18 protein-coding genes are annotated in these 15375 nt (G+C 64.0%); 6 read left to right on the top strand and 12 right to left on the bottom strand.

Annotation, left to right across the window (positions count from 1 at the left end; all coding sequences use genetic code 11):
- Position 1 precedes the first annotated feature (1 nt).
- From VC352_RS17895 to VC352_RS17885, 3 genes are all read right to left on the bottom strand, one after another.
- On the bottom strand, positions 2 to 952 hold the full coding sequence (locus VC352_RS17895) for a DUF523 and DUF1722 domain-containing protein (RefSeq protein WP_322980880.1): 951 nt from the start codon (positions 950 to 952) through the stop codon (positions 2 to 4).
- 124 nt (positions 953 to 1076) lie between these two features.
- Positions 1077 to 1307, bottom strand: coding sequence for a TIGR02450 family Trp-rich protein (locus VC352_RS17890; protein WP_322980879.1), 231 nt, complete (start codon positions 1305 to 1307; stop codon positions 1077 to 1079).
- Positions 1304 to 2290 carry an NAD(P)/FAD-dependent oxidoreductase gene (locus tag VC352_RS17885; RefSeq protein ID WP_322980878.1) on the bottom strand — a complete coding sequence of 329 codons (987 nt, stop codon included), beginning with the start codon at positions 2288 to 2290 and terminating at the stop codon, positions 1304 to 1306. The genes VC352_RS17890 and VC352_RS17885 overlap by 4 nt, the downstream gene beginning before the upstream one ends.
- A 199-nt stretch (positions 2291 to 2489) precedes the next feature.
- On the opposite strand from VC352_RS17885, the gene VC352_RS17880 reads away from it, so the two are divergent.
- Together VC352_RS17880 and VC352_RS17875 are read left to right on the top strand one after the other, a co-directional pair.
- Positions 2490 to 3389 carry a TIGR01777 family oxidoreductase gene (locus VC352_RS17880; RefSeq protein WP_322980877.1) on the top strand — a complete coding sequence of 300 codons (900 nt, stop codon included), beginning with the start codon at positions 2490 to 2492 and terminating at the stop codon, positions 3387 to 3389.
- A 21-nt stretch (positions 3390 to 3410) separates the two neighbouring features.
- Positions 3411 to 4433, top strand: a complete 1023-nt coding sequence (locus VC352_RS17875) for a ferrochelatase (protein WP_322980876.1) — start codon at positions 3411 to 3413, stop codon at positions 4431 to 4433.
- Positions 4434 to 4501: 68 nt separating this feature from the next.
- Here the strand turns inward: VC352_RS17875 and VC352_RS17870 are convergent, their stop codons facing one another.
- On the bottom strand, positions 4502 to 4873 hold the full coding sequence (locus VC352_RS17870; RefSeq protein ID WP_322980875.1) for a hypothetical protein: 372 nt from the start codon (positions 4871 to 4873) through the stop codon (positions 4502 to 4504).
- Between the two features lie 211 nt (positions 4874 to 5084).
- Between VC352_RS17870 and VC352_RS17865 the strand changes: the two genes are divergently transcribed.
- On the top strand, positions 5085 to 5837 hold the full coding sequence (locus tag VC352_RS17865; protein ID WP_322980874.1) for a hypothetical protein: 753 nt from the start codon (positions 5085 to 5087) through the stop codon (positions 5835 to 5837).
- A 3-nt stretch (positions 5838 to 5840) separates the two neighbouring features.
- Here VC352_RS17865 and VC352_RS17860 read toward each other — a convergent pair whose 3' ends face one another.
- Entirely contained in the window at positions 5841 to 6566 is a 726-nt protein-coding gene (locus VC352_RS17860; protein WP_322980873.1) for a substrate-binding periplasmic protein, read from the bottom strand.
- 99 nt (positions 6567 to 6665) lie between these two features.
- Positions 6666 to 7007: a zinc ribbon domain-containing protein YjdM gene (locus tag VC352_RS17855; RefSeq protein WP_322980872.1), complete on the bottom strand. Its 342-nt coding sequence runs from the start codon at positions 7005 to 7007 to the stop codon at positions 6666 to 6668.
- Positions 7008 to 7451: 444 nt separating this feature from the next.
- Here VC352_RS17855 and VC352_RS17850 point away from each other — a divergent pair, with 444 nt between their 5' ends.
- On the top strand, positions 7452 to 8249 hold the full coding sequence (locus VC352_RS17850) for a gamma-glutamyl-gamma-aminobutyrate hydrolase family protein (RefSeq protein WP_322980871.1): 798 nt from the start codon (positions 7452 to 7454) through the stop codon (positions 8247 to 8249).
- A gap of 6 nt (positions 8250 to 8255) precedes the next feature.
- On the opposite strand, the gene VC352_RS17845 is transcribed toward VC352_RS17850, so the two are convergent.
- The 3 genes from VC352_RS17845 to VC352_RS17835 all read right to left on the bottom strand — a co-directional run bounded on the left by VC352_RS17845 (position 8256) and on the right by VC352_RS17835 (position 10575).
- The gene (locus VC352_RS17845; RefSeq protein WP_416340206.1) at positions 8256 to 8681 is read right to left on the bottom strand and encodes an LEA type 2 family protein; all 426 of its coding nucleotides are present in this window, start codon (positions 8679 to 8681) and stop codon (positions 8256 to 8258) included.
- A gap of 106 nt (positions 8682 to 8787) precedes the next feature.
- Positions 8788 to 9636: a DMT family transporter gene (locus VC352_RS17840; protein ID WP_322980869.1), complete on the bottom strand. Its 849-nt coding sequence runs from the start codon at positions 9634 to 9636 to the stop codon at positions 8788 to 8790.
- A 135-nt stretch (positions 9637 to 9771) separates the two neighbouring features.
- On the bottom strand, positions 9772 to 10575 hold the full coding sequence (locus VC352_RS17835) for an outer membrane protein OmpK (protein WP_322980868.1): 804 nt from the start codon (positions 10573 to 10575) through the stop codon (positions 9772 to 9774).
- Positions 10576 to 10913: 338 nt separating this feature from the next.
- Between VC352_RS17835 and VC352_RS17830 the strand changes: the two genes are divergently transcribed.
- Positions 10914 to 11705 (top strand): SDR family oxidoreductase, encoded by a 792-nt coding sequence (locus VC352_RS17830; protein WP_322980867.1) that lies wholly within the window; start codon positions 10914 to 10916, stop codon positions 11703 to 11705.
- 33 nt (positions 11706 to 11738) lie between these two features.
- Here VC352_RS17830 and VC352_RS17825 read toward each other — a convergent pair whose 3' ends face one another.
- The 3 genes from VC352_RS17825 to VC352_RS17815 form a co-directional block, all read right to left on the bottom strand.
- Positions 11739 to 12308, bottom strand: a complete 570-nt coding sequence (locus VC352_RS17825; RefSeq protein ID WP_322980866.1) for a TetR/AcrR family transcriptional regulator — start codon at positions 12306 to 12308, stop codon at positions 11739 to 11741.
- Between the two features lie 73 nt (positions 12309 to 12381).
- On the bottom strand, positions 12382 to 13518 hold the full coding sequence (locus VC352_RS17820) for a thiolase family protein (RefSeq protein WP_322980865.1): 1137 nt from the start codon (positions 13516 to 13518) through the stop codon (positions 12382 to 12384).
- An 11-nt stretch (positions 13519 to 13529) separates the two neighbouring features.
- Entirely contained in the window at positions 13530 to 14069 is a 540-nt protein-coding gene (locus tag VC352_RS17815) for a PaaI family thioesterase (RefSeq protein WP_322980864.1), read from the bottom strand.
- A gap of 95 nt (positions 14070 to 14164) precedes the next feature.
- Here VC352_RS17815 and VC352_RS17810 point away from each other — a divergent pair, with 95 nt between their 5' ends.
- The gene (locus VC352_RS17810; RefSeq protein WP_322980863.1) at positions 14165 to 15364 is read left to right on the top strand and encodes an MFS transporter; all 1200 of its coding nucleotides are present in this window, start codon (positions 14165 to 14167) and stop codon (positions 15362 to 15364) included.
- Positions 15365 to 15375 lie beyond the last annotated feature (11 nt).

Here is a 15375-nt window from a genome sequence, read left to right as displayed (position 1 = left end):
ATCACAGCGCATTGCGCAGGCTGAGCGGTTCCGGATGCGGCTGCAGATACGCCTGGTCGGCGATGTAGCGATCCGGGTGGCGGCGGAAATGATGCTTGAGCAGGGTCAGCGGCACGACGAGCGGTACGACGCCATCGCGGTACTGGCCGATCAGTTGCTGCATTTCCTGTTTTTCATCGGGGCTGAGGGCACGTTTGAGGTAGCCGCTCAGGTGCTGCAGGACGTTGCTGTGGGTGCCGCGCGTGGCGCACTTGCGCAGGGCGGTCATCAGCTGGCTGAAATAGCGCGGCGCCAGGCTGGCCAGATCATGCTGGGCAAGATCGCCGAGCAGGCGGCCGAGGGACTTGTAGCGCGCCGGGTCGGTGGCCATCAGCAGGTACTTGTAGCGCGAGTGGAAGGCGATCAGCGAACGGCGGGTCAGGCCCTCGGCGAGCAGCCGCTGCCATTCGGCATAGGCGTAGACGCGGGTGATGAAGTTTTCGCGCAGCACCGGATCCATCAGGCGGCCGGCTTCCTCCACTGGCAGATCCGGATGGCGTGCGCAGAAGTGTGCGGCGAAGATGCCGCGGCCCGGCTCGCTGGGGCGGCCGCCGTCCTGGTAGACCTTGACGCGAAACAGGCCGCAGGAGGGCGACTGCTGCATGAAGATGTAGCCGCTGATCCCTTGCAGTTCGCCCGCGATGCGCTCGCCGTAGCTGGCCAGGGCGTCGGTGACATCGCGCGAGCGATCCACCGTGCCCACCGCGCGCGGCATCTGCGGATCGCCCACCAGGCGTATAGGCTCGCGCGGGGTGGACATGCCGATGCCGACTTCAGGACAGACCTTGATGAAGTCGAAATGCTGGGTCAGTTCGCGGCTGCAGAGCTGCGACAACTTATGCCCACCGTTGTAGCGGACCTCGTCGCCCATGAGGCAGGCGCTGATACCCAGGCTGGGTTTGATCGCTTGCATCGCTGATCCCCTCTGAACTTGTACCTTGTAAAGGACTTGTACAATTATGAGGCAATCATAGGCGTGAAGTTGTACGCATACAAGATTCTTGTACAGCTTTTGTATTGCTTTGTGTAAAGGCCGATCAGCGCCAGCCTTGCTGCCAGCGCTCCGTGTCCAGCAACTGATGCCAGTCGATGTGCTCGCTGCGCCCGGTCAGCACGGCCTGCAACTCGACGCCGATGATCTGTTCCTGTTCATCGCGCAGCAGTTCGGTGACCAGAAAGTGCCGCTCGCGATTCTGTGGACGGCTGGCCGTCCACTTCGAGAGCAGCAACTTGCGGGGGTTCAGGCGGCGCCTGGAGTGAGTGTTCATGCCAGGTGTTCGAGCAGGCGGCGGGCGGCATCCTGGCCGCTGAGCCAGGCGCCTTCGACACGCCCGGATAGGCACCAGTCGCCGCAGGCATAAAGGCCCAGGTCGGCATCGGCCAGGGCGCCCCACTGGTGCGCCTGGGCCGGGCGGGCATAGAGCCAGCGGTGAGCCAGCGTGAGGCTGGGGGGCGGTACGGCGCAGCCGATCATTTCGGCAAAGGCGCCGTGCAGTTGCTCGATCACGGCTTCCTTGGGCAGATCGAGATGCTGGCGGCTCCAGGCGCTGGTGGCATGCAGCACCCAGGTGTCGAGCTGGCGATCACGGCCTGGCTTGCTGCGATTGCGTGCCAGCCAGTCGAGGGCGCTGTCCTGCACGAAGCAACCTTCGACGCGGGTGTCGAGTGGCGTGTCGAAGGCCAGGGCGACTGCCCAGGTCGGCTCCATCGCCACGCTGGCCGCCGCACCCGCCAGCTTCGGTGCAGCGGCCAACAAGGCGCTGGCCTGTGGCGCGGGTGTGGCCACCAGTACGTGGCTGAAGGGGCCATGGCTCTCGCCATCGGCGTCGAGCAGCGTCCAGTACTGGTCGCCGCGAAAGACTTCGGTGATACGGCAGGAGAAGTGCACCGGCAGCGCGCCGAGCAAGGCGCGGGTGATCGCGCTCATGCGGGGGGTGCCGACCCAGCGCACCTGTTCGTCCGGTGACGGGCTGAGCTGGCCGGCCTGGCTGTTGTAGAGGCTGGGCGTCCATTCCTCGACCCAGCCGCGTGCCTGCCACTGCTGTACGACCTCGACGAAGCGGCGATCACGCGCGGTGAAATACTGTGCGCCCAGATCGAGGCTGCCGGCGTCGCTGCGCTTGCTGGCCATGCGTCCACCGCTGCCACGGCTCTTGTCGAACAGCTGGACGTCGTGACCCGCAGCGGTGAGTGTCTGGGCGGCAGACAACCCGGCCAGGCCGGTGCCGATGATGGCAATGGATGCGTTCATGGTTACCTCGTCAGCGCTGAATGCTATACAGGCTACGTTTTAGACAAAAGCTATACAAGAATGTTTTGATGTACAGTATTGCCTTCGAGCGCTCCTGCTTAAGGTTTAGGACAAACCCGGCAATGAATAAAGACACTTGTCGCACCGATCGACCAGACTGTGGTGGCGCACTGACCCAATGCCATGCGAGGAAGATGCCATGCATATCCTGTTGACCGGCGGTACCGGGCTGATTGGCCGCGCCCTGTGCGCCAACTGGATCGACAAGGGCCATCGCCTGACGGTCTGGAGTCGTCAGCCGGCCAAGGTGCCGTCGCTTTGTGGTGCGCAGGTACGCGGCATTGCGCAGTTGGAAGAGCTCGACGGCGAAGTCGTGGACGCGGTGATCAACCTTGCCGGTGCGCCGATTGCCGACCGCCCCTGGAGTGACAAGCGCAAGGCACTGCTGTGGGCCAGCCGTGTCGGGCTGACCGAGCAGTTGCTGAACTGGCTGGCGCAACGCGAGCAACGCCCGTCGGTGCTGCTGTCCGGTTCGGCTGTCGGTTGGTATGGCGATGGCGCTGACCGTGAGCTGCGCGAAGACATGCAGCCGCTGGGCAATGACTTCGCTGCACAGCTCTGCGCAGCCTGGGAGGAAACGGCGCAGCGCGCCGAAGCACTCGGCATTCGCGTGGTGCTGCTGCGTACCGGTCTGGTGCTGGCCGCAGAGGGTGGCCTGCTTGGTCGCTTGCGCACGCCTTTTCGCCTGGGGCTGGGCGGGCGTCTGGGCAATGGGCAGCAGTGGATGCCCTGGATCCATATCGCCGATCAAATCGAGCTGATCGATTTTCTCTTGCAGCATGACGACGCGCGCGGTCCTTATAATGCCTGTGCGCCGCTACCGGTGCGCAATGCCGAATTTACCCGCGCGCTCGGCCAGGCCCTGAGCCGCCCGACCATCCTGCCGGCGCCTGCGTTCGTACTGCGCGCGGCCCTGGGCGAAATGGCCGAGCTGCTGCTGGGCGGGCAGCGCGCCTTGCCGAGTCGTTTGCTCGATGCCGGCTTCAATTTCCGTTTTACCCATCTGGATGTGGCGCTGGCAGATCTGCTCGGCCACTGACGTTACCGACTAGGACTTCGCATGACCGATCACGCACTGCTGCTGGTTAACCTGGGCTCCCCGGCGTCCACCGAGGTGGCCGATGTACGGCGTTACCTCAACCAGTTTCTGATGGATCCGTATGTGGTGGATCTGCCCTGGCCGCTACGCCGCCTGCTGGTCTCGCTGATTCTGATCAAGCGTCCGGCGGCTTCGGCGCATGCCTACGCGTCGATCTGGTGGGAGGACGGCTCGCCCTTGATCGTGCTCAGCCGCCGCCTGCAGGAGGCGATGAAGGCGCACTGGACGCGTGGCCCGGTCGAGCTGGCCATGCGTTATGGGCAGCCGTCCATCGAATCGACCCTGCTGCGCATGGCCGGGCAGGGCATCCGCGAGGTCACCCTGGCGCCGCTCTACCCGCAATTCGCCGACAGCACCACCACCACGGTGATCGAAGAGGCCAAGCGGGTGGTGCGCGAGCATGGGCTCGACATGCGCTTCTCCATCCTGCCGCCGTTCTTCGAACAACCCGAATACCTCGATGCTCTGGTGGCCAGCGCCAAGCCGTATCTGGAGCAGGGTTTCGATCACCTGCTGCTGAGTTTCCATGGCCTGCCGGAGCGCCACTTGCGCAAGCTTGACGCCACCGGCCACTGCCTGAAGGGGCCGGACTGCTGCCGCACGGCGTCGCCAGAGGTGTTGGCCAAGTGTTATCGGGCCCAGTGCCTGCGCAGCGCCGAGCTGTTCGCCGAGCGCATGGGCCTGCAGGCCGGGCAGTGGTCGGTGAGCTTCCAGTCGCGCCTGGGGCGTGACAAGTGGATCGAGCCCTACACCGAGAATCGTCTGGACGAGCTGGCTGCGCAGGGGGTGAAGAAGCTGCTGGTGATGTGCCCGGCGTTCGTCGCCGACTGCATCGAGACGCTGGAGGAAATCGGCGACCGTGGCCGCGAGCAGTTCGTCGAGGCCGGGGGCGAGAGCCTGCAACTGGTGCCTTGCCTGAACGACCACCCGCAATGGGCGGCAGCCCTGAACACCCTCTGCGAGCGCGCGCCCGTCGCAGTGTAAGGTCGCGATTCGGCGTCGCTCATGAACAAAAGCCCGCATCTTCGGATGCGGGCTTTTGTTTTCAAGGCTTACCAGCGGCCGTCATGACGCCAGCCACCGTGGTGATAGCGGGGCGGTGGATAGGGCCGATAGCCGGGGGCGACCACCACCGTCGGTGCCGGGTAATAGTAAGCCGGTGGTGGCGGAGGCGGCGGCGCGTAGTACACCGGTGGTGGGGAGTAGTAGACCGGTTGCTGCGGGTAGTACACCACAGCTGGCGGCGGTGGCGCCGGCTGATAGACCGGGGCGGGGCGACTGGAAGCAATCACGCCGCCGATGACCGCACCTGCCACCACACCAGCGATGGCGGCATCGCTGCGACCGGACGCCTGGGCAGTGCTCTGGCCGGCCAGCGCCAGGCTGAGCACCAGGCCAGTGATGAGAGGGATGCGCGAGTGCATGTTGGGTATCTCCTGTGAAAGCGGAAGGTCTCCGCCTGATGGATCAGACAGCCTTCATTCAGCTTCGTTACCCAGGCCAGTGTAAGTCTTGCGTAAATATCTGCGGTCGGCGCATGTGTGCCTCATCGCTCAGGCAAGGGAATTTTGCGCTTTACTGGGTATCTGAACGGTGCCGCCTGCTGGCGGGATCGAAGCTGCAGGGATTGGCGCGATGCGTTCAGAACGAAATCGGACACCCCTATCCGCACGCTGGCAGCGGCTGCTGCCGGTGCTGGGGCTGCTGTCGCTGCTTGCCGGCTGCAGCGGGCGCCTGGATAACGACTCGATCATCAACACACGCAACCCGGTCAAACCCGCTGAGTTGCTGCAAACCGACGTCGACCGCATGGCGACGCTGGCCATGCGCAACAACCTCAACAGCCTCTATCGCCTGATGCACAAGCTCTACCAGCGCAACCCTCGCGAATGGCGCAAGAACGCCATGCCGGACAGCGTCAGTATGGAGCGCAAGATCCAGTACGCCATTGAACACAACGAGGACTGGCCGACCCTGGGTGGTCGGCGTGACGTGGCGGCGCTGGATTACGCCCTGAGCCCGGCGTTTCGCGGTGACCGGGTCGCCGCTTTCACCTACGCCATCGGCAGCATGCTGGTCACCGCGCATGGCGGACGCACCGAGTTCTACCTGACCGACAGCTTCAACGCGCAGTTCATCTACAACGCCGCGCGCAATCTGGAAAAGGCTGCGTGGATGCTGGGGCAGCGGCGTGACGCCAGTGGTCAGCCCCTGTTGTTGTCCAACGAGGTGTCTGACGTGGGCAGCAACCTCAGTTATGCGGTGGAGTTCGGCAAGATGGTGGCACGGCTCGATCTCCTCACCCATGTGCTGGAGGAGCGCTACCGGCGCATGGGGGCCAACTATGCGCAGAGCCTGTTCCTGCTCAACTTCCTGCCGGTGCAATAGTCTTCACTGCGCCCAGCGCTGCTCGATTCGCTGTAGCGTGCCGTCTCCCCGTAGTTTCACCAGCGCCTCGGAAAACTGCCGGGCGTGCTCGATATCGCCCTTGGTGAACGCGACGAAGCGGGGCATCTGTGCCAGCGGCCTGGGCAGAATGCGCACACGATCCTGCGCGCGTTGCTCACGGACGAAATACAGCAGTTGCGCACGGTCACCGACGATGATGTCGATGCGTCCGGCCAGCAGCATCGACACCAGTTGGCGCGGGTTCTGCGCCGAGATGTCCCGGGCCAGGTCGGCCTGATCGAAATCTTCCTGATAGGCGTAGCCGCGCACCTGGCCGATCACGTAGGGGCTCAGATCCTCAAGCGTTTGCCAATCGGCGATGGCGGTCTTGGTGGTCGTCATGAATACCGTGGTGCCGGTGCGCAACGGCCCGACCAGCTCGTACTGCGCCTGGCGTTGTGGCGTCCCGGCGAACTGGAAGGCCATGCGTACCTCGCCACGGTCTAGCATGCGTTTGACCCGCTCCCAGGGATACAGACGAATGTCGTAGGCCACCCCGGTCTGCCGCAGGACGGCATCGACCAGTTCCACGTCCAGACCCTGAGGCGTCTCGTTTTCATCGGTGACGAAGCTGTAGGGCGCGAATTGTTCGTCACCCACCACGCGCCAAGTCTGCGCATGCAGTGCAGGGCTTAGTAGAACCAGCAGAAGGGGGAGCAGATGGCGCATGGGGGCGTTTCCTGGGACTGTCCTGCCTTTGAGGCTAGCACCGAGTGGTGCCGGGCAGGCGGGAAGTCGAAGCGCCGCGAGCGCGGCGCTTGGATGGGGTCAGACCTTGCGGACGAACTCGGACTTGAGCTTCATGGCGCCGATGCCGTCGATCTTGCAATCGATGTCGTGATCGCCGTCGACCAGGCGGATGTTCTTCACCTTGGTGCCGACCTTGACCACCAGCGACGAGCCCTTGACCTTGAGATCCTTGATCACGGTGATGGTATCGCCGTCCTGCAGCAGGTTGCCCACCGAGTCCTTGATCACGCGTGCGTCATCATCATTGGCGCTGGCTTCGCCGGCTTTCCACTCGTGGGCGCATTCTGGGCAGACCAGTTGCTCGCCGTCTTCGTAGGTGTATTCGGAATTGCATTTGGGGCAGGGCGGCAAGGTGCTCAAGGGGTGTCCTCGGTGGCTGGTAGAAACCGCATAGTATATGGGGTCTTGCTCTGTCCTGTCCGCTCTGTCATCAGGCACTCCGAATTCAAGTGTCAAAAATATTGGACTTCTCAAGCATGCCTGCCAGGCCTTTGAGGCCTGGAAGTGCAGATATAGCTTTCTGTGAGGTTATTCGTCCGTTATCTGGTGCGGCAGCTATAGATGCTAAATGTTTGACATATTTTACGGCTGAGGCACACTGGCTGCAGATTCCGCTACTGGTTCGGGTGCCGGTTGCCACACTGGGCAACCCTTTTCATGGAGTGAAAAGGCCTGGGTCATGTCGCCGTCGGAAGGTGGCCAGCGTGCAGGACGCTCGGTTGCGTGCGGAGTTAGCCAACCAGGCAACGGGCTTTTGCCCCGCCTGTACAGCAACGACAGGCCCGGCCTGTCCCAAGGTGACGTATGTCCAACAACAAGAGCAGTACCCCGCGCAAACCCGTCGTGTTGATGTCCATGGGCGCTCAAGAGCGCAAGGGCCACGACTATCAGGTCATGACTCACAAATACATTAACCCGCTGGTCGAATTCTCCGGCTGTGTGCCGGTGCTGGTGCCCACCTGCTGTGGTACCGATGATCTCGAACAGTATCTGGATATGGCCGACGGCATCTATCTGACCGGTGCCGGCAGCAATATCGACCCGAGCCTCTATGGCCAGGAGAACCTCACCCCCGACAAGACCCAGGATCGTGACCGCGACCTGTTCGACCTACCGCTGATCAAGGCGGCTATCGCCCGTGGCCTGCCGATCTTCGCCATCTGCCGTGGCATGCAGGAAATCAACGTGGCACTGGGCGGCGATATCTATCAGAAGGTCTATGCCGAGCCCGGTTTCAACGATCACCGCGAGAACCCCGACGACCCGGTCGAGGTGCAGTACGCGCCGAGCCACGCGGTACGTCCGGTTCCGGGCAGCTGGTTCGCCGAACTGATGGGGGCGCCGGAAATTCGCGTCAATTCGCTGCATGGCCAGGCCATCCGCACCTTGGGCAAGGGCCTCGAAGTGCTGGCCACTGCCGAGGACGGGCTGATCGAGGCGATTCATGCGCCGCGACTGTCTCCGTTCCTGTTCGCCGTGCAGTGGCACCCGGAATGGCGCGCGGCCAGCAACCCAGACTCGGTGAAGATCTTCCAGGCCTTCGGCGAGGCCTGCCGGCGTCAGATGGTGCAGCGTGGCAAGCAACCGGCCTGCGCGGCCTGAGGCCGCTCAGTAAGGGTTGACCGGTTCCGGCCAGGTCAGGGTGCCGCTGTCGTTGAAGCGGTGCGTGCCGAACAGGCCTCCCGCCAGCTTGCCCGTCAGCCTGTAGGGCAGGCCCTGGCCCGGTTGGTAATTGGCCGCTCCCCAGGCCTGGCGAACGGCAGAGAACGCCGAAATGCTCAGCGGCACCGTGACCAGCGTCTCGCCGAAACGCGGGACGCTGCCACGCTGATCGCTGACGCCGCTGGCCAGCGGCTGGCCGTTGATATCGAGATCCAGAGCTACGCCGTCGAAGTCGACGGCGTGGTCATTGGGGTTTTGTACCCGCAGTTTCACCGCGAAGCGCATTTCCAGTTCCTGGCCGGGCAGGGGTTCCAGTCCGGCAAGATCGACGCGCAGGGGATCCTGGTCGAGCAGGCTGGCGCAGCCGGTCATGGCAAAGGCCAGCAGCGTTGTCAGGGCAAGGTGCAACAAACGAGGCACGGTAGTCATCCGTCAGTGATGGATTCAGCATAGAAGACCACCTCGATCAGCCTTTTGCTCACTTCTTCTGCTGGGACTGACGACTGCCCAGCACCAGGGCGATGCCGCCCAATACCGCAACCGCGCTGAGCATCAGGCGCAAGCTGAGTGCCTCGCCCAGCACCAGGCTGCCAGCCAGCGCCGCGAGAATGGGCACGCTGAGCTGCACCGTGGCCGCCTGGCTGGCGCGCAACCCTGGCAAGGCGCTGTACCAGATGGCGTAGCCGATCCCGGAAGTCAGCGCGCCTGACAGCACGGCATAGAACAGGCCCGCAGCATCCCATTGCAACTGGGCGAACAACGGCACGGCGAGCAGTAGGCCGAGCGCAGTGGCGCGCAGAAAGTTGCCGGCGGTCACCGCGAGTGGATCGCCCTGACCACGGCCGAGCAGTGAATAGGCACCCCAAGCCGAACCGGCCAACAGCATCAACAGCGCTGCCAAAAGGGGCGGCGCACTGGCCCCGGGTAACAGGAGAAACAGCAGGCCGCCACCCGCCAGCAGCGTGCCGAGCGTGGCCAGAGCCGGCAGGCGTTCGCCGCGCCAGAGGCCCCACAGCAGCATGCTCAGTTGTACTGCGCCGAACAGCAGCAGGGCGCCGACGCCGGTATCCAGATGCAGATAGGCGAAGGAGAAGGCGGCCGCGTAGGTGAACAGGGCAAGGGCTCCCGGCCAACTGCCGGCCATGGGGCGCGAGCCGCTGCGCAGGCGTAGCAGCACGGCCAGCATCAATGCGCCCGAGGCCAGGCGCAGGGCGGTGAAGCTGGCGGCGTCGATCTCGGTTTCCCGCAGTGCCAGGCGACAGAGCAGGGAGTTGCCGGCGAACGCCAGCATGGCGAGCGCGGTGAGCAGCAGGGTACGCGGTGGCATCGTCCATCCTTTGGCGCAGGTCTGGGATGCGAGACAGCTAAGCATGTTCGAAGGGGGGGCGGCATTGGCGGAAGGTCGCAAGTGTCTGCGACCTTGGCCAGGCGTGCGCCGGACGAGAGCCGGCGCGGCGGGGGATCAGAAGTGCACTTTGACCAGCAGGCTGGCGGTGTTCTGGTCGGTCGGGCCGACGAATTCGCTGACGGCGCCACCATCCTTGATGCCGTACTTGTTCTTCCAGTAGTCGTACTCGATGCCGACATAAAGCTGCTTCTCGCCCCATTTCAGCGCCTTGCCCAGGTCGTACTTGATCTGCGGGTTGAAGTGCAGGTTGGCGTGGTACTCGCCACGACGGTTCTCGTCGTTGTCGACGACCCAGTCCATGAAGCCGTCGATGAGGATGTCCGAATCGCCCACTGGCAGGGTGTAGGCCCACACCGGGGTGATCTGCCAGACATTGTCGCCCGGACGGCTGCCGTCGGTGGTGCGCAGGTAGGTATTGAGCTGGAAGTAGTCGAAGCCAGGGATGTCCAGATCCACTGCCGGGCCGATCAGGTAGGACTCATTGTCCTTCTCGCCGAATTCATAGGTGAAGGCCAGCAGCACGTCCTTGATCGGGCCGAACGACAGGTCGTGACCACTGATCTTGCCGAACGACAGGCGTGGGCTGAATTCACCGTAGTAGCTGTGGCCGTCGCCGTTACCATTCTTGGCGTCGGTGTTGTACTTGATCAGATCGGTGAAGAAGAACAGATCACCGAAGCTCCAGCCGCTGGCATGCTCGAAGGTGATGGTCTGCTGGATTTCCGGGTCGATCTTGAAGTCGTGGCCGTACAGGTAGGTGAGGCTATTGTTCTGCCACTGCAGCAGATCGTCGGCGCTGGCCTGGCCACCCGCAAGCAGGCCGCCGGCGAGGATCAGGGAAGAGAGTGTGCGGTTCATCGGAGCTCCTGATGGATGTCGTGTCGTTATGGTTATGAACCTGTCCGCCTGGTCAGGCTGGTGCTGCTAGAGCAAAAACGGCGCCAATTCTCGTGATTGTGCTTATCCGTTGCAAATCAATCGGATGCACGACGTTCCGTGAGCTTGAAGAGCGCACGCGGTGCACTCTTTTCTGACCGAAAGGACAAAAATGGCCATAACTTGGTGCGTGTCTGCCTCGCAGACCCAGGGCATTGGCTTGATTGTTTTAATTATGGGTGTCATATAAATATTAAATTATGACTATAATTTTATTGCTGCAATGATCTCGCTCGTCTTTCATCCCCAGGAGAAGCTCCATGAATACTCAAGCCCGCCCCACTGCCCTGATCACCGGCGCTTCGTCCGGTATCGGCGCGACCTATGCCGACCGTCTGGCCAGGCGTGGTCATGACCTGCTGCTGGTGGCCCGCGACGCGCAGCGCCTGCAGGTGCTGGCCGAGCGTCTGCGCAGTGCCTATGGCATTGCCGTCGAGGTGATGCCAGCCGATCTGACGCAGAAGACGGATGTCCGTAAGGTGGAGCAACGCCTACGTGAGGATGCGGCAATCGGCCTGTTGGTGAATAACGCGGGGGTTTCGATGAACGGAACCCTGGCGCAAGCTGACCTGGAATACGCCGAGCAGATGATCGAACTCAATGTGGTTGCCCTGACGCGTCTGGCCGCTGCTGCTGCGGCCAATTTCTCTGCAGTTGGGCGTGGCGGCATCATCAACCTTGGCTCTGTAGTGGCGCTGGCTCCGGAAATGTTCAATGCCGTCTACAGCGCCACCAAGGCTTATGTGCTGAGCCTGAGCCAGACCCTGGCGGCTGAGCTGCGTAGCTCCAATGTGCAGGTGCAGGCTGTACTGCCGGGCCTTACCCGTACCGAAATCTTCGAGCGCAGCGGTACCGATGCTTCGTTGCTGCCGCCGTCGATGATCATGGCGGTTGAGGAGCTGGTCGATGCCGCGTTGGCGGGTTTCGATCAACAGGAGTTGGTGACCATTCCCTCGCTGCCCGATGCCGCCGATTGGGAGGCCTTCGTCGCTGCTCGCGCAGTGCTGGGGCCGAACCTGTCGCACAACCAGGCGGCTGCTCGCTACAAATGATGGCCGTGCCGGGTGCCGCGCGGTACCCGGCGTTCAGGCATCGACGCCGGTGGTTCTGGCCAGTAGTTGCGCGCGCGTGGTCTTGAGCAGTCGATCGGCCAGTTGCGGATCCTGAACGCTGCGTGACAGCAGCAGCGCGCCGACCATGGCCGACAGCAGTAGCACGCTCTCGTCGGCGGCCTCTTCGCCAGCCAGGTTCTGCTCGATCATGGATAGACGGTTGCGTACCAGGGCATCGGTGCTTGCACTGGCCTGGCCGCGCTGGCCCAGTTCGGCAGAGATGGTCGGTAGCGGACAGCCGGCTCCGGGGTTGTCGCGGTGCCGCGTCGACAGATAGCCCCTGATGAAATTCTGCAATGGCGTGTCGCCTTCGCTCATCACCGCGGTGCTCGTCTCAAGCTGCTGCACGGCATGCTGCAGCGCGGTTTCCACCAGATCGTCCTTGGACTTGAAGTGTGCATAGAAGCCGCCATGAGTCAGGCCCAGAGCCTTCATCAGCGGTTGCAGGCCGGTGGCGCTCACGCCATCGCGGCGAAAGCGCAGTGCGGCTTCTTCGATGATGCGTTGATGGGTCTTGGCCTTGTGGTCTTCCGAATAGCGCATGGCGATCCCCGTCTATGAAATGTTGCTCGTCATGTTACACCCCGGCGTGCTTGTGGCGCAGCCGGGGAGTGGTTCAGGCGTCGACAGCTTCGAGCAGGGTCGCCACGCCCTGGCCACCGGCGATGCATTGGGTGGCGATGGCGTAGCGCCCGCCGCTGCGGCGCAGCAGGCTGGCAGCCTTGCCGGTGATGCGCGCGCCGGTGGCGCCGAGGGGGTGACCAAGGGCCATGGCGCCGCCGTCGAGGTTGACCCGGGCCATGTCCAGGCCCAGCTCCTGCACGCAGGCCAGCGACTGGCTGGCAAAGGCTTCGTTGATTTCCACCAGGTCAATGTCACTAATCGACAGGCCAGTGCGTTGCAGCAGCTTACGGGTCGCTGCCACCGGCCCCATGCCCATGATTTCCGGCGCGCAACCGGCCACGGCCACCGCCTTGATGCGGGCGAGAATGCTCAGACCATGCGCGCGGGCGAAGGCCTCGCTGCACACCAGCACGGCGGCGGCGCCGTCGGTCAGTGGCGACGAGGTGGCTGCGGTGACGCTGCCGCCGAAGGCCGGTTTGAGTTGCGCCAGTGCCTCCAGGTTGGTGCCCGGCCGCAGGCAGCCGTCTTCATCGACGCGGCCCTGTGGTGTGTCGATGGTCAGCAGCTCATCGGCGAACATGCCCAACTCGCGGGCACGTACGGCCTTGGCGTGGGACTCGACGGCCATGGCCTCCTGGTCGGTGCGGCTGATGGCGTAGCGCCGTGCGACTTCTTCGGCGGTATGCCCCATGGCCATGTACACCTCGGGGTAGTCGGCCAGCAGGGTCGGATTGGGCGACAGGTTGAAGCCTCCCATGGGCACGCGGGTCATCGATTCCACCCCGGCGCAGAGAAAGGCTTCGCCGGCGCCGATGGCGATCTGCCCGACGGCGTAATGCACGGCGCTCATCGACGAGCCGCAGAAGCGGTTCAGCGTGGCGCCGCCGAGGGTTTCCGGGAAGCCAGCGCGGAAGCTGGCGATGCGGGCGATGTTCATGCCCTGTTCGGCCTCGGGGTAGGCGCAGCCCATGATCACGTCCTCGAGTCGTGCGGGGTCGAGCCCGAGGCGCTCGACCAGGCCACGTAGCACCTGGGCGGCGAGGTCGTCCGGGCGCAGGTCGATGAGGGCACCCTTGCGGGCGAAGTGGAAGGGTGAGCGGGCGAACCCGGCGATCACGGCGAGGGTCATGGCGAACTCCTTCAGTGGCTCATGTCGAGAATCAGGCAGGTGGTGGAGGCGACGGCGTAGAGGCGTTCGTCGACGTCGTACAGGCGGCCCTCGGCCAGGGCGGTGGAGCGACCAACGTGAATGATGCGGCCCTCGGCGCGTACGGGGCCGGCCTCGCTGCGCAGCGCGCGGATGTAGCTCACCCGCAGGTCGGCGGTGGTGTAACCCTGGCCTGGCTTGAGCTGAGTGTGTACGGCGCAGCCCATACAGGAGTCGAGCAGGGTCGCGATATAGCCGCCGTGGACGCTGCCCAGCGGGTTGTAATGGCGCTGGTCTGGCGTGCCCTGGAACACGAACAGGCCGCTGGCCCACTGCACCGGGGTGAAGTCGAGCACGGCGTTAATCGGCGGCGAGGGTAGGTCACCGCGACCGATACCGTCGAAGAAGTCCATCGGCGGCATGGCGGCCACTTCCGCCAGACTGAGGGTGCCGGGGGCGGCGAGCTGGTTGCGCACCGCCTGTTCTTCGGCGATCCAGGTGGCGAGGCGGGCATCTCGGGATAAGGCTGTCATAAAGGCTCCAGGTAAATATGATGGACGACATTCAATTTTTCATATTATGGTCGAAATATAAATAGCTGCCAGTCGCTGTCGATCGGAGTTCCGCCATGCAGCCTTCCCGTGTTCTGTTGATCATCCTGATGCTGCTCACTGCGCTGGGCGAAACCTCCACGCAGTTGCTGATCCCTGCGCTGGGCGAGCTGGAGCGCGGTCTGCATGCCCGGCCGGGTAGCAGCCTGCTGGCGCTGTCGTTGTTCGTCGGCGCCTTTGGCCTTGGCCAGTTGTGGCTCGGGCCGCTGTCGGATCGCCTGGGGCGGCGGCCGGTATTGCTCGTCGGCTTGAGCCTCTATCTGCTGGCGACCCTGGGCATGTTGCTGGCACCCAATATCGAGATGCTGATCGGTATGCGTGTGCTGCAGGGCCTGGGGGCCTGTGCAGCGCTGGTGTTGGCGCGGGCTATCGTCCGCGATGTGTGGCAGGAGCGTACGGGGCCGGCGCTGGCATTGACGGTGCTGGGCATGTTCGCGGCCATCGTGTTGTCGCCGGTGGTCGGTGGCCTGCTCACTCAATACGGCGGCTGGCGCGCACCGCTATTGGCGACCCTGCTGCTCGGTAGCCTGGCTCTGCTATCGGCGCTTGGCCGCTACCGCGAGACGCATCTGCAGCGTGATCCACAGGCGGGCCGGCTCAAGGGACTGCTGGCCAACTATCTGCAGGTCTGGCCCAGCTGTCGCGCGTTGGCGCTGACCATCGCCTGTACCTACGGCGCGATGTTTGTCGTGGTAGCCGGTTCGTCGTCGGTGTACATCGGTCTGCTGGGGCTGAGCGCGGTGCAGTACGGGCTGACCTTCGGCCTGATCGTTTCCGGCCTGCTCGGTGGTGCGCTGTTCACCCTGCGCAATGTGCAGCGTCTGGGGCCGCTGCGGGTAGTCGGCATCGGTGTGGCGCTGGTGCTGCTCGGGTCGCTGCTGACCCTAGCGGTCTACCTGCTGTTCGGCCTTTCGCTGCTGAGGCTGTCGCTGCCGCAAGTGTTGGTAACGCTGGGCGGTGGCATGTTGCTGCCCGCCGCCGTGGCAGGCGCGGTAATTCCCAACCCGCAGCGTGCCGGATTGGCGGCGGGGCTGATGGGCTTCTCGCAGATGGCCGGCGCCACCCTGGCGGGGTTGCTGCTCGGCGCTCTGCAGGATGGCTCGGCCTGGCCTATGGTTGCCCTGAACACGCTGTTCGCCGTGCTGGCGTTTCTGTTCTTCCACCTTCTGCGTGTCCGCCCGGTCGTTACGGCTGCGGTGGTCGGCAAACTTCCCTGATTCGAGGACAA

The organism is Pseudomonas sp. C11, assembly GCF_034683865.1.
Classification (GTDB): Bacteria; Pseudomonadota; Gammaproteobacteria; order Pseudomonadales; family Pseudomonadaceae; genus Aquipseudomonas.
The sequence above is the reverse complement of the archived record's forward strand: the minus strand, read 5'-3'. Positions and strand labels throughout refer to the sequence as shown.